Origin of the sequence: Arthrobacter rhizosphaerae, from assembly GCF_023062595.1 — a bacterium.
Taxonomy (GTDB): domain Bacteria; phylum Actinomycetota; class Actinomycetes; order Actinomycetales; family Micrococcaceae; genus Arthrobacter; species Arthrobacter rhizosphaerae.
Map to the genome: position 1 here is coordinate 128535 of NZ_JALLAN010000001.1, position 17979 is coordinate 146513.

The 17979-nt window shown below is 61.6% G+C and carries 16 protein-coding genes; 12 read left to right on the forward strand and 4 right to left on the reverse strand.

The window, feature by feature from the left end:
• The gene (locus tag MU551_RS00620; RefSeq protein WP_247040202.1) at window positions 1-870 is read right to left on the reverse strand and encodes an aldo/keto reductase; all 870 of its coding nucleotides are present in this window, start codon (window positions 868-870) and stop codon (window positions 1-3) included.
• A gap of 50 nt (window positions 871-920) precedes the next feature.
• Window positions 921-1883, reverse strand: coding sequence for a sugar-binding transcriptional regulator (locus MU551_RS00625; RefSeq protein ID WP_247040203.1), 963 nt, complete (start codon window positions 1881-1883; stop codon window positions 921-923).
• A gap of 178 nt (window positions 1884-2061) precedes the next feature.
• Between MU551_RS00625 and MU551_RS00630 the strand changes: the two genes are divergently transcribed.
• From MU551_RS00630 to MU551_RS00650, 5 genes are all read left to right on the forward strand, one after another.
• Window positions 2062-3822: a glycerol-3-phosphate dehydrogenase/oxidase gene (locus MU551_RS00630; RefSeq protein WP_372489775.1), complete on the forward strand. Its 1761-nt coding sequence runs from the start codon at window positions 2062-2064 to the stop codon at window positions 3820-3822.
• Between the two features lie 157 nt (window positions 3823-3979).
• Window positions 3980-4732 (forward strand): MIP/aquaporin family protein, encoded by a 753-nt coding sequence (locus tag MU551_RS00635; protein ID WP_247040205.1) that lies wholly within the window; start codon window positions 3980-3982, stop codon window positions 4730-4732.
• Between the two features lie 93 nt (window positions 4733-4825).
• Window positions 4826-6340, forward strand: a complete 1515-nt coding sequence (glpK, locus tag MU551_RS00640) for a glycerol kinase GlpK (protein WP_247040206.1) — start codon at window positions 4826-4828, stop codon at window positions 6338-6340.
• Between the two features lie 423 nt (window positions 6341-6763).
• Entirely contained in the window at window positions 6764-9289 is a 2526-nt protein-coding gene (gene leuS / locus MU551_RS00645; protein ID WP_247040207.1) for a leucine--tRNA ligase, read from the forward strand.
• 56 nt (window positions 9290-9345) lie between these two features.
• Window positions 9346-10326 (forward strand): DegV family protein, encoded by a 981-nt coding sequence (locus tag MU551_RS00650; protein WP_247040208.1) that lies wholly within the window; start codon window positions 9346-9348, stop codon window positions 10324-10326.
• A 52-nt stretch (window positions 10327-10378) separates the two neighbouring features.
• Here the strand turns inward: MU551_RS00650 and MU551_RS00655 are convergent, their stop codons facing one another.
• Window positions 10379-11164, reverse strand: a complete 786-nt coding sequence (locus tag MU551_RS00655; protein ID WP_247040209.1) for an alpha/beta fold hydrolase — start codon at window positions 11162-11164, stop codon at window positions 10379-10381.
• Between the two features lie 121 nt (window positions 11165-11285).
• Between MU551_RS00655 and MU551_RS00660 the strand changes: the two genes are divergently transcribed.
• The 4 genes from MU551_RS00660 to MU551_RS00675 all read left to right on the forward strand — a co-directional run bounded on the left by MU551_RS00660 (window position 11286) and on the right by MU551_RS00675 (window position 14388).
• A complete protein-coding gene (locus MU551_RS00660; protein WP_247040210.1) occupies window positions 11286-11978 on the forward strand; it encodes an alpha/beta hydrolase in 693 nt (230 codons plus the stop codon).
• Between the two features lie 45 nt (window positions 11979-12023).
• Entirely contained in the window at window positions 12024-12503 is a 480-nt protein-coding gene (locus MU551_RS00665; RefSeq protein ID WP_247040211.1) for a GNAT family N-acetyltransferase, read from the forward strand.
• A 628-nt stretch (window positions 12504-13131) separates the two neighbouring features.
• Complete coding sequence (locus MU551_RS00670) at window positions 13132-13923, forward strand: hypothetical protein (RefSeq protein WP_247040212.1); 792 nt, start codon at window positions 13132-13134, stop codon at window positions 13921-13923.
• A gap of 84 nt (window positions 13924-14007) precedes the next feature.
• Window positions 14008-14388, forward strand: a complete 381-nt coding sequence (locus MU551_RS00675; RefSeq protein WP_247040213.1) for a DUF7793 family protein — start codon at window positions 14008-14010, stop codon at window positions 14386-14388.
• A 149-nt stretch (window positions 14389-14537) separates the two neighbouring features.
• On the opposite strand, the gene MU551_RS00680 is transcribed toward MU551_RS00675, so the two are convergent.
• Window positions 14538-15110 (reverse strand): ATP-binding protein, encoded by a 573-nt coding sequence (locus tag MU551_RS00680; RefSeq protein WP_247040214.1) that lies wholly within the window; start codon window positions 15108-15110, stop codon window positions 14538-14540.
• 252 nt (window positions 15111-15362) lie between these two features.
• Here MU551_RS00680 and pip point away from each other — a divergent pair, with 252 nt between their 5' ends.
• The 3 genes from pip to MU551_RS00695 all read left to right on the forward strand — a co-directional run bounded on the left by pip (window position 15363) and on the right by MU551_RS00695 (window position 17969).
• Window positions 15363-16319: a prolyl aminopeptidase gene (pip, locus tag MU551_RS00685; protein ID WP_247040215.1), complete on the forward strand. Its 957-nt coding sequence runs from the start codon at window positions 15363-15365 to the stop codon at window positions 16317-16319.
• 55 nt (window positions 16320-16374) lie between these two features.
• Window positions 16375-17022: a class I SAM-dependent methyltransferase gene (locus tag MU551_RS00690; protein ID WP_247040216.1), complete on the forward strand. Its 648-nt coding sequence runs from the start codon at window positions 16375-16377 to the stop codon at window positions 17020-17022.
• A 191-nt stretch (window positions 17023-17213) separates the two neighbouring features.
• Entirely contained in the window at window positions 17214-17969 is a 756-nt protein-coding gene (locus MU551_RS00695) for a hypothetical protein (RefSeq protein WP_247040217.1), read from the forward strand.
• Window positions 17970-17979: the final 10 nt, after the last annotated feature.

The window sequence follows — 17979 nt, forward strand, 5'->3', positions numbered from 1 at the left end:
CTAGTTCACGTTGTCCGGGTGGGACCCGGTGCGCTGACCTCGGTCCAGGGCCGAAATTTTGGACATTTCTGAGGATTCCAGGCTGAAATCGAAGATGTCCAGATTCTCCCTGAGCCGTTCATAGGAGCTGGCCTTGGGGATGGCAATGTTCTCCATCTGCAGGTGCCAGCGGAGGATGATCTGCGCCGGGGTCCTTCCATGATTTGAGGCAAGGTCAAGAATCACCGGGTCCTGCAGCACCTTCCCGCGCCCCAATGGACTCCAGGCTTCGGTACGGATCCCCAGCCGTGTATGCAGTTCGCGGAGTTCGTCCTGCTGGAGCCACGGATGAAGCTCAATCTGGTTCACGGCGGGGATGACTTCTGCCGTTTCCAGCAGATGCTCCAGATGCGCCGGCTGGAAGTTCGAGACCCCTATGGCGCGCACTTTTCCCTCCCGGTAGAGGGTCTCCAAGGCACGATACGTGTCGGTGTAGAGTCCTCGCTTGGGGCACGGCCAGTGGATCAGGTAAAGGTCCACATAATCCAGTCCAAGGCCTGCCATGGACTTTTGGAAGGCCCCTAGCGTGGAGTCGTAGCCGTGATCGTCGTTCCACACCTTGGTGGTAATGAACAGGTCCTGGCGTGAGAGCGAGGGTGTTCCGGCTCCGCTGCCCTGTTCCTGGCCCTCGAATCCGGACAAGGAACCGACGCCTCTTCCCACACCCGCCTCGTTGCGGTACATGGCAGCCGTATCGAAATGGCGGTAGCCGGCTTCAAGGGCCATGGTGACCAGGCCGGCCGCATCCGACGGCGGCACTTTATACAGCCCGAAGCCCAACTGGTCGATCAGCACACCGTTGTTGAGCCCAAGGCGGGGGACAGGTTTCATAGCACCGACTCTACCGACTCGAATTTAGCCCGGGTTCCGTCACTCGCCGCTCACGCCATGTTCTCTGAACCCACGAGCCGCCGGGCCATGGCCTCATCCAGGATCAGATCAGTGGCGAGTCCCGCCGCCAGCGCCCCCCGCAACCCGTTGATTTTGGATGCGCCCGACACCACACAAATCCTGCGCCTTACTTGACGCAACTGTCCCAGCGAGGGGCCGGTGGAGCGTTCGTTAAGTGTGATGCCGTCTGAGGAACCATCTCCGCGGAAGAAAACAGTGGCCACATCGCCCACAACATCAGAACTCGCCAGCACCTTCAGGTCATTTTCATCGAGGTAGCCGCCTGCGTAAACATGGCTCGGATAGTCAGCATCGACGGAACCCACACCAAACACGGCGATGCTCATGCGGGACTGCAGGTCAAGAATCCGCTGCACGCTGCGTTCATTCCACATGGCAGTCTTGGTGCTGGCGTGGTCGAAAAACGCGGGAACCGGGAACTGTTCCACCCGCGCACCATAAGCACTGCCGAAGCGCCGCATGATGTCGCTTGCGTAAGTGATGCCGGTGGTGTGCATGTTTCCGGCCCCGTTGAGTTGGACGATGACGCTGTCGTGGGTGATCTTCCGGGTCAGATGCCTGCTCACGGCGCTCAGTGTTGAGCCCCATGCGACGCCGATGATGGCGTTGGAATCCACCAGCGGGCCGATGGTCCTGGCCGCCTGCATGGCAACGCGGTCCAGCGTTTCCGCTTCGTTCAGGGACTCCAGGACCGGGACAACGTGCACATCGACGTTGTATTCGGACCTGATGATGCTTTCGAGCTCCGGGCCGGTGTCGAGGGGGCTGCGGATCTGGATCTGGACCAGTCCGGTGTCACGAGCGGTGGAAAGCAGCCGGGAGACCGTTGATCTGGACGTTCGCAACTCCCGGGCGATGGCATCCATTGTGAGGTCCTGCATGTAGTACAGCTGCGCAGCCCTCAGTGCGTCAGCGTGTCGTGAGTGTGGCATCAAAGATCCGTTCTGCACGTTCGTGCATAGTGCTTGACTCCATTTTCCATTACTCCAAAGAATAGTGGTGAACGGCGCCGTGCCTGTGGGCGCGCCGCATACGACCAAACCCAAAGGAGTTGTTTTGGGACATAAGGAAACACCTGGCCATCAAGCCTCCCACCGGCACCGGCCCACGGTGGATAGTCTGCGTCAGCGGCCCCGGGCCCAGGTTCTCATCATCGGCGGAGGCATCAACGGCGTCGGGACTTTCCGTGACCTCGCACTCCAGGGCGTGGACGTGGCGCTGGTGGAGCGAGGCGACTATTGCCAGGGGGCCAGCGGAGCTTCATCGCACATGATCCATGGCGGTATCCGATACCTTGAAAACGGCGAGTTCCGTCTTGTCCGGGAATCCGTGGTGGAGCGAAACCGGCTCCTGCGGATTGCTCCGCACTACGTGAAGCCGTTGCAAACCACCATTCCCATCTTCAGCACTTTCTCAGGGATTTTGTCTGCGCCATTGCGCTTCCTGACCCACAAGCAGCAGGGAAAGCCCAAGGAACGCGGGGCCTTCCTGATCAAAGCAGGTCTTACGCTCTACGATTCCTTTTCCCGCGACGGCGGCAATGTTCCGTGCCACGAATTCCGCGGACGGAAACGCGCCTTGGCTGAGCTGCCCAAGCTTCATCCGGGCATTAAGTACACCGCCACCTACTTCGACGCGTCAGTCCATAACCCTGAGCGTCTTACCCTCGATGTGCTTCAGGACGGCGAAAAAGCCGGTGGTGGAACCAAGTCAGGTACTGCCGAAGCTAACGCCCGGGCCAGCAACTACGTGTCCCTTGTATCGCATCAGAAGCCTGCAACAGCCGCCGGCACAGGCACTACCGTGCAGCTCAGGGATGAGCTGACCGGCGAATTGTTCGACTTCACCGCTGACGTGATTGTGAACACCACTGGAGCGTGGGTTGACCTGACCAACCAGGCAATGGGTGCAGCGTCAGCCTTCATGGGCGGCACCAAGGGTTCCCACATTGTCCTGGATCACCCGGGTTTGCTTGCTGCCTGCAACGGCCGCGAGATCTTTTTCGAGCACACCGACGGCAGGATCGTCCTGATCTATCCGATGGGGGACCGGGTGTTGGTCGGCACTACTGATATCGACGCCGATATGTCCCAGGATGCGGTATGCACCGATGCGGAAATCGACTATTTCTTTGAGCTGATCGGACATGTTTTCCCGGACATCAGTGTGGACCGCGGCCAGATCGTGTACACATTCTCCGGGGTGCGCCCGTTGCCCAAACATGATGAAACGCAGCCAGGGTTCGTCAGCCGCGATTACCGGATTGAACGCCAGCGAACGCAACAGGGTTCAGCGGCAGTGGCGGGCAGCGGCAGCGGCACAGTTTTGAGCCTGGTAGGTGGCAAATGGACCACCTTCCGGGCACTGGCGGAGCACCTCAGCGACGATGTGCTCGCCGAACTGGGAATGCAACGCAGGATCTCGACGGCGAAACTGGCGATCGGGGGCGGCGCCCGGTTCCCAGAGACCGAGGCCGGAGTCCAGAAGTGGATCAAGGCCCACATGTCTCCCAGCCGCGACGCCGCCCGGGCCGCAGTGCTGCTGACGCGTTACGGCACCAGGGCAGAAGAAGTAATTTCCTACCTCGAAGCCGGTCCTGACCGGCTCCTTCACTCGACCCGCGAGCTCAGCGTCCGGGAGCTTGAATTCATCGCACAGCATGAACAGATCGGCCACTTGGTCGACGTCCTGATCCGCCGCACATCGCTTGCCTTTCGGGGACTCGTAACGGGCGAACTGCTGAATGAAATCGCCGAAGTCCTCGCCGTACCTCTCGGTTGGGATGCTGCAGCGCGTGCAACCGAGATCCGCCACGCCCAGGAGGTCCTGAACCGTTTCCACGGCGTCCAGGTCCATAGTCTGGTGGCCTGATTATCTTGCGTGCCCGGATCACCCCGGGCGCAAGGACTGCACGGACGCTGAACTGGCCTCCGGTGCAGCCGTTTGCCGGCAGTTCGGCATAGCTGCCGGCCTAAACAGCCCCTCAAACCCGCGAGGGGCTGACAACAGAAAATAGATGGAGTCGAAGATGTCTCTTGGAATAGTTTTCCTTTCCGAAGTATTCGGAACCGCAATGCTGACCCTCCTGGGTTGCGGCGTTGTTGCCAACGTGGCGCTCAAGGGCACCAAGGGCAACAGCGGCGGGTTCCTCATGGTCACCTGGGGCTGGGGCATAGCAGTCTTCGCCGGTGTCTACGTGGCAGCCATGTCTGGTGCCCACCTGAATCCCGCCGTCACCTTGGGCCTCCTGGTCAATGGCAAGGGCGAGTATGCACCAGGCGTCCCGGTTGATGCCGCCTCAACGTTGACCTACTTTGGCGCAGAACTGCTGGGCGCCTTCCTGGGCGCAGTCGTCGCCTGGCTGGCGCACAAGCAGCACTTTGATGCCGAGCCCGAACCCGCCAGCAAACTGGCCGTCTTCTCCACAGGTCCCGCTATCCGGTCCACTCCCTGGAACCTCGTTACTGAGATCATCGGCACCTTCGTGCTGGTGTTCGTCATCCTCACTTTCGGCGGCACTCCCTCAGGCCTCGGCCCGCTGGCCGTTGCACTCCTCGTTGTAGGCATCGGCGTTTCCCTCGGCGGCCCCACCGGGTACGCCATCAACCCTGCCCGCGACCTCGGCCCCCGCATCGCCCACGCGCTCCTTCCCATCAAGGGCAAGGGTTCCAGCGACTGGAGCTACTCCTGGATCCCCGTGGTGGGTCCTCTGGTGGGTGGCACCCTCGCGGGCATCGTCGCAGCAGTCGTTCCAATCATGGCCACAGCGGCGGCGAAGTGAAATCCTCACCTTGAGACTCATAGTCCAGCCCGTCGTCCCAACTTCCTCCAAACGCCATCGCTCAGCATCTGAACAACAGACAAGGACGTCATTATGAACCAGTACGTAATCGCCATCGACCAGGGCACCACCAGCACCCGGGCGCTGGTCTTTGACCACAGCGGCAACATAGTTTCCTCGGGCCAGATGGAACACGAGCAGATCTTCCCGCAGGCCGGCTGGGTGGAGCACGATCCCGCCGAGATCTGGAACAACACGCGCGAAGTCATCGGCTCTGCGCTCTCCAAGGCGAACCTGACCAGGCATGACATCGCCGCCGTCGGCATCACCAACCAGCGCGAAACGGCCGTCGTTTGGGACAAGACCACGGGTGAAGCGGTGTACAACGCCATCGTCTGGCAGGACACCCGCACCCAGGGCATCGTGGACGAACTGGCCAGGGACGGCGGTCCAGAACGGTTCAAGCAGAAGGTCGGCCTGCCGCTGGCGACTTACTTCTCCGGCACCAAGATCAAGTGGATCCTCGACAACGTCGAGGGAGCGCGTGCCAGGGCCGAAGCCGGCGACCTGGTCTTCGGAAACACTGATGCGTGGGTACTGTGGAACCTGACTGGCGGCGTCGAGGGCGGCGTGCACGTCACGGACGTCACCAACGCCTCCCGGACCATGTTTATGGATCTCCAGACGCTGCAGTGGGATCAGGAAATCCTGGACGCATTCGGGGTTCCGGCCAGCATGATGCCCGCCATCAAGTCCTCCTCGGAGGTATACGGAACAGTGCACACGTCTCAGTTGCTGCGGGAGGTTCCTGTTGCCGGCATCCTGGGCGACCAGCAGGCTGCCACGTTCGGCCAGGCCGCCTTCCAGACCGGCGAGGCCAAGAACACCTACGGCACGGGCTGCTTCCTGATCTTCAACACCGGTGAGGAGATCGTCCACTCCAAGAACGGCCTGCTGACAACCGTGGGCTACAAGCTTGGGGACGCCGCGCCGCACTACGCACTGGAAGGCTCCATCGCCGTCACCGGTTCGCTCATTCAATGGCTCCGGGACAACCTCGGAATGATCAGCAGCGCCCCCGAGGTGGAGACCCTCGCGGCCTCGGTTGAGGATAACGGCGGCGTCTACATCGTGCCGGCATTCTCGGGCCTCTTTGCACCGTACTGGCGTTCCGACGCCCGCGGCGCCATCGTCGGCCTGACGAGGTATGTGAACAAGAACCACATTGCCCGCGCTGCCCTGGAGGCAACGGCCTTCCAGACCCGCGAAGTGCTGGACGCCGTAAATGCCGACTCGGGCGTCCCGCTCACCGAACTGAAGGTCGACGGCGGCATGGTCGCCAACGACGCCCTCATGCAGTTCCAGGCGGACATCCTTGGCGTCCCCGTCATCCGGCCCAAGGTTGTGGAAACGACGTCCCTGGGTGCCGCGTACGCGGCCGGTCTCGCCGTCGGCTTCTGGAAGGACCTCGGTGAGCTCTCGGCGAATTGGTCCGAAGACAAGCGCTGGGAGCCCAAGATGGACCAGGCCGAACAGGACCGGCAGATGCGCCTTTGGAAGAAGGCCGTCACCAAGTCCATGGACTGGGTCGACGAGGACGTGAAGTAGCGCCCTATATGTAACAGAGGGGCCGGTGACTCCCGCCCGCCCGTCCCCTGCTGCTCCCAACGCTCGCAAGCTCGCGTTGGGGCCCTCGCAGCAGTGGGCCCCCCGCGAGTGTTCCCACCACACCCTGGCGGGGAGTCACCGGCCCCTCTTTCAGTCTCTCGCGCTGCTTCGTCCTCGTGGCGACTTACGTTGGGGTTGGGGGTGGTGCGCTAAAGTAGTTCTATGCGTGCGATCCTTCTGCTTAGCTAGCCGCCCGGTATCCCGAATCAAAGTGGAATACCGAGCGGCCGCCCCTCCCTGTCGAGGGGCTTTTGTGTGTCTGGGGCTTGCGGACCGGCACCAATGCGGACAGCAGGGGATCAATGGCCGGGCGGAACAGAAGCCGGCCGTACGAAAAGCGGTACAGAACAGAAGAGGGCAGCAGTGAGCGTTCAGCCGGAAACAGACACCGGAACAGCATCAGCCGCAACGGCCGGGCCCGACGAGGGCGGCTACAGTTTCGCGGCCATGGAAGCCAAATGGCCGCAGGTGTGGGAAGACCTCAAAGTCTTCACACCGGTCGACGACGGCTCCCGCGAGCGCCGCTACGTGCTCGATATGTTCCCGTACCCTTCCGGGGACCTCCACATGGGGCACGCCGAAGCGTTCGCCATGGGCGACGTCGTCGCACGCTACCTGCGTCAGCAGGGTTTCGACGTCCTTCACCCTATCGGCTGGGATTCCTTCGGCCTGCCTGCCGAGAACGCCGCTATCAAGCGCAACGCCCACCCGAGCGAGTGGACTTACGCGAACATCGACACCCAGGCGGCCTCCTTCAAGCGCTATGCCATCTCGGCTGACTGGTCGCGGCGCCTGCACACCTCGGACCCCGAGTACTACCGCTGGACCCAGTGGCTGTTCACGCGTTTCTACGAACGCGGGCTGGCGTACCGCAAGGACTCTCCGGTCAACTGGTGCCCCAAGGACCAGACGGTGCTGGCCAACGAGCAAGTGGTTAACGGAGCCTGCGAGCGCTGTGGCACCGCCGTCACCAAGAAATCGCTGAACCAGTGGTACTTCAAGATCACCGACTATGCAGACAGGCTCCTGGACGACATGGAGCAGCTGCGCGGCCACTGGCCTGAGCGCGTACTGGCCATGCAGAAGAACTGGATCGGCCGCTCCGAGGGAGCCCACGTCAACTTCGTCATCGAGGCCGACGGCGGCAAACCCGCCAAGGACGTGACAGTCTTCACCACACGCCCTGACACGCTGTACGGTGCAACCTTCTTCGTGGTCGCCGCTGACGCTCCACTCGCCGTCGAACTCGTCACGGAAGAGCACGCCGGCGCACTGGAGGCGTACCGCGAACAGGTCAAGGCGCTCACTGAAATCGAGCGCCAGTCCACAGAACGCGAAAAGACCGGAGTCTTCACCGGCCGGTATGCCGTCAACCCGTTGAACGGCGAAAAGCTGCCGGTCTGGGCGGCCGACTACGTCCTGGCGGACTATGGCACTGGCGCCATCATGGCCGTGCCTGCCCACGACCAGCGCGACCTCGACTTCGCCAAGACTTTCGACCTTCCTGTGCGGGCCGTGCTGGATACCGGCGAGGAGGACCCGGCCGTCTCGGGAACCGCTACGACGGGCGAGGGTACGCTGATCAACTCCGGTGTCCTCGACGGCCTGCCCAAGGCTGAAGCGATCCCGACCGCCATCAGCATGCTCGAGGCACAGGGAACAGGGGAGAAGTTCGTCAACTTCCGGCTCCGGGACTGGCTGCTCAGCCGCCAGCGTTTCTGGGGCACGCCTATCCCCATCATCCATTGCGCGGAGTGCGGTGAGGTGCCCGTCCCCGACGAACAACTCCCAGTCACCCTGCCGGCAGACCTCCGCGGCGAAGACCTGAACCCGAAGGGGACGTCGCCGCTTGCCGCGGCCGAGGCCTGGGTCAATGTCGAGTGCCCGCAGTGCCACGGCCCCGCCAAGCGGGACACGGACACCATGGACACCTTCGTGGACTCCTCCTGGTACTTCCTGCGTTTTGTATCCCCGCACTACACCGAGGGTCCTTTCGACCCGGCAAAGATCAACGACTGGATGCCGGTGGGACAGTACGTGGGAGGCGTCGAGCACGCCATCCTCCACCTGCTGTATGCACGGTTCTTCACGAAGGTCATCCATGACCTTGGCATGATCGAAACCAGCGAGCCCTTCACCGCACTGCTGAACCAAGGCCAGGTCCTCAACGGCGGAAAAGCGATGAGCAAATCGCTGGGCAACGGCGTGGATCTCGGCGAACAACTGGACAAGTACGGTGTGGACGCCGTTCGCCTGACCATGATCTTCGCCTCACCTCCGGAGGACGACGTCGACTGGGCGGATGTTTCGCCGTCGGGATCCGCTAAATTCCTGGCGCGCGCATGGCGGCTTGCCCAGGATGTTGCCAGCGAACCCGGCGCTGATCCGGCTTCGGGGGATCGCGCCCTCCGCTCGGTGACACACCGCGCCATTGCCGACGCCGCAGCACTCCTGGACAACAACAAATTCAATGTTGTGGTGGCCAAGCTCATGGAGTTGGTCAATGCGACCCGGAAGACCATTGATTCCGGTGCCGGTGGCGCGGATCCGGCTGTGCGCGAAGCTGCTGAAGCTGTTGCCGTGGTCCTGAGCCTGTTCGCGCCTTACACCGCGGAGGATATGTGGAATGTCCTCGGCCACCCCGCCTCGGTAGCCAACGCCGGTTGGCCGGCCCACGATGAAACACTGCTGGTACAGGAAACCGTGACAGCCGTGGTCCAGGTGCAGGGCAAAGTCCGGGACCGGTTGGAAGTACCTCCGGGTATCTCGGAAGACGAGTTGCGTGAGCTTGCGCTGGCCTCCGAGAACGTTCAGCGCGCCCTTGACGGCAAGGGAATCCGCACGGTGATCGTGCGTGCGCCTAAACTGGTCAACATCGTCCCGGCCTAGCCGGGTATCAGGCCCCCGGTACGTCCGGGGGCCGGACTGACCTCAGGAGGTGCTTGGTGGCGGAACGCGAACCCGCGGGCTGGCCTTGGCTGAGGGATCGCCTTGTTCGCCTTCGAAGCGTCAATCGGCCGGGAAGCCCGCCTGCAGTCCCCGCCGCCGTGGTGCGTACGGCTGTTGTGACGGACTCTGCGGCTGCCTTGCCGCGCGAATGGGTCGATGCGTTGGCTGACGGCCGCCTCAGTGTAATCCCCATGCCTGTCATGGTGGGCGAAGAGATCTACGGCGAAGGTGAAGACGACATCGCTGAAAGGATTGCGGTGGCCTTGGCGTCAGGGCAGGCCGTCAAGACCTCGCGGCCTTCCCCGGGACAGTTTGAGCAGGCATATCGTGCCGCCCTTGAGCGGGGGTTTGAGGCCGTTGTGTCTATCCATATCTCCGGTGAGCTGTCAGGAACAGCCGACTCCGCGCGACTCGCCGCGGGCCGGGTGGGTGTCCCCGTGGAAGTTGTTGATTCCCGCACTGTGGGAATGGCGCAGGGGATGGGTGTCCAAAGTGCGGTGGAAGCTGCCGCCATCGGGCTGTCTGCCGCCGAAGTTCGAAGCTCCGCCGAGGACCGTCTGGCCCACACCAAGGTGTATTTTTACGTCCCCAGCCTGGAACAACTGCGGCGCGGGGGCAGGATCGGGGCGGCAGCTTCGCTCCTCGGCACCATGTTTGCCATCAAACCTTTGCTCGGAGTCGAAGATGGCAGGATCATCCCGCTCGAGAAGGTACGGTCCGCAGCGAAGGCAGTGGCACGGCTTGAGGAGCTTGTCGCGGCCGACGTCGGCAAGCGTGCGGCCGGCAAGGCGCGGTTAGCCGTGCACCACTTCGGAAATGCGGGGGAGGCCGAGCAGTTGGCCCTGCGTTTGTCTGCATCCTTGGACGGCGTCGCCCCGGTACAGATCAGTTCACTCCCTGCGGTCTTGGCCGCCCACGCAGGACTCGGTGTACTGGCAGTCATCGTTGGCGAGGGAAGTGACGCCGACGACGCATAGTCTCTGTTGAGCAGTTCGTTCCTCATAGCGACCTTTGCGCCCCGCGCGATTCTCATCGGGCAGAAGCGCTGGACCGTAGAAGCCAATCCATCAGTAAAGCGGCCGTGAGATCCGGGCGTTCAAGATGAGCATTATGGCCAGCGGCGTCGAGAACCGCGAAGGTTCCGCGGACATAGTGGTCCCTGAGTTTCCACCCGTCCTCATAGCCTGTTACATGGTCCTGACGCCCGAAAAGATGCAAAGAAGGCGCTTCGAAAGGAGCAGGGTGGGCGACCTCCGGTTCGACAGAGAGCGCGTAGTCCGCCGCCACCCGTTCGAGAACGGTTTGGTTCGCCCCTCGAAGGCCGGGAAGTGCATACCGGATGAATGCATTGAGTGTGGCCTCGCTCTGAACTACGGTCATCTCCTCGTAGTCGTCCCTCACCTGACCGGCCCTGGCCAGGACGGACGGATCGTTTCGGACGACCTGCCGAAGGGGAAGGGTGCGCGCCCGATGGACTGGTTCGAATACGCCCGCAAGAGTAGCAAGGCCAAGGACTTGATCCCGGAGCTCGTGGGCGATGTGCCGGGCGATCATGCCACCGTAGGAATTGCCGATCACCGCGAACGGTTGGTCCCCTAGGTATTCCTGGATGTCGTCCAGAGCCCCTTGCGCGACGTGGTCTGCACTGGACGCCTGATCCTCAGCGTTCCCTTCAGCCCAAGGGAGGTCAACATAGATACGCTGCCACCCGGCACCGTCGATGATTTCCTCAAGCGGGAGCATAATTCGATGATCTACCCCGAATCCGTGGATGGCGACGAGGGGACGACCTTCTCCTGAGACTTGAGCAATCACGAACCAGAGCCTACTAGGTTCGTCCTTCCTGCGCCCTGGGCATTCCCGTTCGAGATGGATCGCTTGCAGGCCGCGCTCCGGCCTGTCGATCTCTACCCCGTAGTCTCCGTAGGCTGTGTGGATGAGACAGCAAGCTGAGGTCGTACTCATTCATGGCCTGTGGCATCAGCCCGCGCACTTTGACCGGTTGGCGGACAGCCTGCGGAGGTACGGGCTCACTGTTCAGGTTCCGCGTCTGCACCGTGGTTCCCTTGCTGCCGACACGGCCGTTGTGCAGAAGGTCGTCGATGAATGCCGAAAGTCGCCGGTGGTGCTGGGGCACTCTTATGGCGGATCTGTCATCACTGGTCTGGAGCGGGTCAGCCACCTGATCTATGTTGCCGCATTCGTTCCGACAGCCGGTGAAAGCGGTGCGCTGCTGGGCGGAGCAGACGCCCTGGTCAACGATGCCGTCCGGTTCAACGACGACGGGACAACCAGCATCCAGCCGGGGGAAGCCCGAGAGGTCCTGTACGCCGATTGTACTGAAGCCGACAGTGAGTGGGCGACGGCGCTGCTCCTGCCGCAGCAGCCCGGTCACGGCCGGGGGGTGCCCGGACGTGTCGCCTGGCAAAGCATCGAGAGCACCTACATCATCTGTCGACGCGACAAAGCGCTCAGTCCTACGGTTCAGGAACGCATGGCCGGACGGTGCACCGCAGTGATCAGCTTAGAGTCGAGCCACTCACCGTTCATCAGCCGGCCGGTAGAACTCGCTGAGGTGATTGTGGGGATCTGTATGGAGGTCGAAAGATCTACAAACTCCTCACGATGATCAACCGTGAAAGTTTCCTTCGCATCGTCGTGACAGGATCGACAGATGACCTCATCGGCAGTTCCACTTGTACAGGCGGAGCAAGGACGCGCGGCCGCGCGAGACGCGGCCGGGATTTGGGCTCGTGCTACGGCTCGGCGTGATCAACTTCCCGTGGTGCCACTGCCCAAGGACAAGCTGCCTGGTATCGAATCAGCTCTGGGGCTGGATGGGGCGTTGCTGTTGATTGCCCGGCTTGAAGGAAAGGCGATGGCGTTCTCGGTCGTCATACCTCGCAGTGATGTTCTTGAAGTGCTCTATTTAGCGGTTGACCCGACAGCATGGGGCACTGGTCTCGCCCGCCGACTCCTCGATCACCTCCAGGAGCATTCGAGGTCGGAAAAAACTCCTATGGAACTTTGGGTTATCGCGGACAACAGTAGAGCTATCGCTGCCTATGAGAATGCTGGCTGGACCCCGACGTCGGACGTTAAAGTTCGCAACTCTTCCGGCCGGCCGGAACGCCGCTACATCCTGTCGCGTTAGGGAGATCCTTTTAGGGGTCGTTTACTGCCTGAGTCGTTCGGACCATTCGCACGCCGTCCATGGAATGCGGCATAGGCGTAGAGGAGATGCAATTGCCACAGCTCGCCCGCTCCGGTAAGAACCGGACCTGCCATTGCACTGCCGATCAGCGTGCCTTTATGGGAAGCGACCGCAACGGTGTTCTGGCTGTATTTTGGATCGGCCAGGGCTGCGGTCCAGAATCTCTCACGCCAGCTCAGGAGTGCGGGATCGTCCTGTTCACGGGCGTCCGGATCAGCGAAGGTCGCGGTTCCGGCGCCTGCCGTCGAAGCGTTGAATGTATGGGAGAGAGCTTCCGTTGGTGACGTCTAATCCGCCTAAACGATAGGCTGACCTTATGACGTTGGGGGAGTTGGCGAAGCCGCTGGTGCACATATTTTTCCGGTCCGGGTCCATCGAATACGGTAGGAAGCTGCCCATCGTCGACGAGGTGGTATGGCACTTCTTCCCAGCGTCCGGAGCAATCGGGTCGGGCCCACACCTGCCCTTCTGGACGAGTTGAAGCTGCGCGGCATCAAGGCGAATATCTATCTGCCATGACCCCCTATTTCGACAGCGGCTCCCCGGCCCCCGCGAGGTCGCGCTCCCGATGGCGCGTGACTACGTCGAACAGCTGGTCTGGCGGTTGCCGTGGTTCCGGGACCGGGTGGCCGCTGCCTGGGGGACCCCGGCCGACGGGACGGTCGAGTCGCTCGATGCCCTGGCCGCGTTCGTCGCGGCCAGGGTGCACGATCCGAGCCCGGTCACGGCCGATCCGTTCTGGTTCGAGCCACCCGGCCATCGGCCCGACTGGACCGAGGCCGGCGCAGAGTGGGTCGAGGGGCTTGCCGCGGCCGTGGCCGAGGTGATCACCGCGGCCACAGGTGCCCGGTGGGTGTTCGACACCGATCCGCGTTTCGTCACGGGACACCAGCCGGTGCTCCAAGGCATTGTCAACACCCCGCATCGGCTCGCGTCACTGGCGGTGGCCGACGTGCTGTCGGGACGGACCAGTCGACCGCTCTCCGCTCTGGTGCCAAAGATGATCGATCAGTACGACCCCACATTGCGGCTCGCGCGTGCGCCGGCCCTGGATGAGAACGACGCAGTACGCGCCGACGCGCCGACGGCTGTGGCCACACACGTCACCGTCGAGGTGACGCCGCTGACGGGTGGCCCGTGGGACGTACAGGTAAGCCTGCCGGAGGAGGTCGAGGACCTGCTAGGCGCGGACGCGTACGCGAGCCTGGAGGAGCGCTTCGCCGCCGTTCCGGGCGTGCGGAGAGTCGTGTTCGAGGACCGCGACCTGCTGGTGCTCTCGACCGATGGACTCGAGCCCGAGGAGCTCAGGCGAGCCCTCGACGGTGTGCTGGCGGGGCTCGGCCGGCCTGATGTGGCATAGAGGTAGAAGCCGAGGCGGCAATTGGCTGCGCATCTTCAAGAAGGCAGTTAGTCTTAGCTCCACAAGATGCTGGGGGAGCAAAAGATGAAACCAATCACTGTTGACGGCGGCAAGGGAACCGTGGAACTCGATGCCGAGGGAGTTCTCCACCTTGTGTGGAAGCCGGGGACCGTTCTGGAGGCCGATGATGTACATGCGGCGATGGCAAAGGTCAATGAGCTTGCTGACGGTGCCGAGTACCCGATGTTGATCGACATAGCGAACACCCAAGCGGTGACCCGTCAGGCCAGGTCCGTTTTCAGCGTCAAGTGCGCCGCTTCGCGAATTGCCCTTCTTGGCTCAAGCCCACTCAATCGTGTCATTGCCAATTTCGCTATGGCACGGCGGACACTCCCGTGTCCCACTCGGTTTTTCACCTCCCGCAATGAGGCTATGGACTGGCTTTGCCAGGCACCCCTTCACTGAACCCGCCGGGGCTGTGGAGTCTAGCTCGGGACCGAACGCCCCATATCCAAGGAAATGGGACATCGCAAAGTCAGCGTGGTTTCCCCGCTAGGGTTGCCGACATGAACTTCTTCAAAGGCCGGGAATCAAGCGCTCCCGGCTGGCCTTCATCAGGTAGTCGGCCTGAATGCGAATTCGTCCGCAATCATCCCCGCAGTTTCGACTGCGGATAAGTTCGTGTTATCTATTTTGAGGTAGTTATCTTTGATGAAAGAGTCGCCGTCGGAATTCAGCTTGTATTTCTCGTCGTAGTCCAACAAGCGCTTCCTGGAACTCTTTATATCCCGCTTGGAGGCTTTGTGTGACAACCTGAATTCAGTTTCGTTCCGGCTCAGCCGCTCCTCCAAATCAGCCTGGAGCTCAACGAAGTACACGTGTGCACCTTTGTCCCGGAATATGTCGCAACTCCGCTCCACGAACTCCCGGTCAGATTCGTGCTCCACGGCCCAAACGAAGGTGAAAATCAGCCCTGGCAAGTCGCTTGCGGCAACTTCTTCGAACACGCGTTGGCGAAACTCGGACACCAAGGCTTCGAACTGGGGCTCACCGAATTCGAAGAAGTTCAGTACCAGTTCGATCGTCATGTGGTTATGAAAAAGCCGAAAGCCGGTGATTTTCGAAAGCTCGTGACCCACAGTCATCTTGCCAACGGCAGGGGGTCCAAATATGACGACGAATTTCACGGATTTCCTTTTCGACCGGGCTTTGGGCAGGCAGCTTGCAGGCAGCTCGGTCTCGGCCGCCGCCTTCAGGTATAGAGGTCAGCCAGAAATCGACGGAGTGACTCCATAAGGAGACCCTAGCGGGGTTGGCGGGAGCCTCAAAATGGTGCCCCCACGCCTCTTGCCATATCTAAATTGCGAGGGTTCCATGCCATATAGATAGGGGCACGCCGCCCAGCATGCGTCGGACTGTGTGACCAGTAGGATCGGAACATGCCTCACCCGATCACTGAGCCTTACGACGCCGGAATGCTCGATACGGGTGATGGCCATCAGATCTATTGGGAGGTTTGCGGGAACCCGCGAGGCAAGCCAGCTATTGTCCTCCATGGCGGGCCCGGGTCCGGTGCTGCCCCGTGGTGGCGCCAGTACTTCGACCCGGAGCGCTACCGCATTGTCTTGTTTGATCAGAGAGGCTGTGGCCGTAGCCTGCCCAATGCATGCGATGACCTCGCCGGTCTTGAAAACAACACGACCGGCCACCTGCTGACAGACATGGAGCAGCTGCGCGAGCACCTTGCCATCGATCAATGGCTGCTTTTCGGCGCCTCATGGGGCTCGACCCTTGGGTTGGCCTACGCGGTGGAACATCCCGAGCGCGTGTCGGAACTAGTCCTCTGGGCGGTGGTCACGACCAGGGCCAGCGACGTGGCCTGGCTGACGCATACCATGGGGCAGATCTATCCGCAGGAGTACGACGAATTGCTGGCAGCCGTCCCCGTTGCTCACCGTGACGGCAATATCACGGCGGCCCTCAATGAGCTGCTTCGGTCAAGCGATCCGGAAGTGAGTGGCGCCGCCGCACTCGCCTGGTGCAGGTGGGAAGATCGCCTGGCCACACTCAGCGGTCCGGTTCAGCCGAGTGCACGTTTCCAGGATGCTCGGCAGCGTCTTGGCTTCGCCAGACTCGTCACGCACTACTTCGGCAACCACGCTTTCCTCGATAAGGACGCGATCACCAGTCGCCTCGACCGGCTGAACAACATTCCGGCGTACTTCCTGAGGGGACGCCTTGACATAGCATCACCTCTGCGAAGCGCATACGAGCTCGCCAGCAGACTGCCGCTTGCAACGCTTGAGGTCGTCGAGGCTGACGCTCATGGCGGTGGCGACAACACCCAAGCCAGGCTCGTCGAGGTGCTCGACCTGTTCGCCCGCCCGGATCGATGAAATTCAGCCCGTAAAAAGGCCGGCAAATACGACTGACACCGTTACGGTTGGTCGCATGCGGATGCTCGAACAGATTGACGCGATCAACAGGCGCCATCCTTGGAGCCACAACGATTTCTATTCACCATGGATTCTGAGGCAGGCAGCGCAGGGACCGCGGTATAGCGCACTCGATATCGGTTGCGGCTCGGGAAATCTTGTCGCGGGACTTCGAGCCTGCTTTGAACACGTCACAGGCATTGAACCGGACCACTTGATGGCTCGCACGGCGCAATCACGGTTTGAAACCGCAGAAGAGATCACAATCCGGCAGTGCGACTTCGATACGCTCGACTGGAAGCAGCAGTTTGACGCAATCACTTTGGTGGCGGTGCTCCATCACCTCCCGCTGGACGAGTCGCTCTCAAAACTGAAACTACTGCTACGCCCAGGCGGCCGTCTGGTCGTCATTGGGTGCTATCGCGAAGCAACTCTGACTGACCGACTGCTGTCCATGATTGCGCTCATTACGAATCCACTTTTCGGTGTCGTGAAACACTGGCCCATCGCTGCCCATCCCCCCGTTGAAATGATGGCGCCAACAGTAATGCCACGAGAAATGTTTGCCGAGATCCGCAGATCAGTTAAATTGCAGCTGCCTGGCGGGAGGATTCGTCGCCGGCTATTTTGGCGCTACTCTTTGGTTTACACGAAACCCGCATAGAGTTCCTCAAAAGGGATATGGCCGGTGTGGGCGTCGAGACTCACTCTTCCGGGCAGCTGACAAGAACCGCGTCACCTTCTACTGGCTCCTCGACCAGTTTTCTAACAACGGCGGATACGCCCGTAGCGTCCGGTTGAGGACCGAAGATCCGACGCACTGCGTCTCACACGACTCGTGGAATGCTGATACCCATGAAACCCCTGGATATGGAACGACGCGTCATTGAGGCAGCAGAGGCGTTGGCTCGATCGCTCGGTAGCAACCCAAACCACACCGTGGCAGCCGCTGCCATGGACACCAACGGCCAGATACACACAGCTGTGAACGTTCATCACTTCACCGGCGGCCCCTGCGCCGAGCTCGTCGCCTTGGGCGTAGCCGCAACCGCTGAAGCTGGCCCATTGGTCGCGATGGCAGCCGCCGGCGACGGCGGACGTGGTCTCCTCTCGCCTTGTGGCCGCTGCCGGCAGGTGATGCTGGATCTGCACCCCGATATTCTGGTCGCGGTCCCAACCGTGGATGGCCCCCGGATGCGCCCCATTGCCAAGCTTCTTTCGGACACGTACTTCTTTCCGGATGCGCAAGCCGGGCGAGTGTTCCGCTTCAACCGAAGCCACTATGACGCAATAACATCCGGCCAGAAAACCTCCTCGGTCCGTTGGGACGAGCGGATTGCACTTGGCCCTGCCATTTTCTACTTCGAAGATGATGTAAAGTGTCCACCACTTCGTGGGGAGATCCTTGAAATCCAGCGGTATCAGATCAATGACCTAACTCCAGAACGACTCCGCCTTTCAAACGGTGGAACGGTGGAGGGCTACCTCGAAGGTCTTCGACGGCACTACCCGGCAATGCCGGCCGACGCATTCGTCGACGTCGTCGATTTTCAAGTAACTCCATCCGGGTCCGCTCACAGCAGGGAACCACAGAACACAACCGCCCAGTAACGGTCGGCTT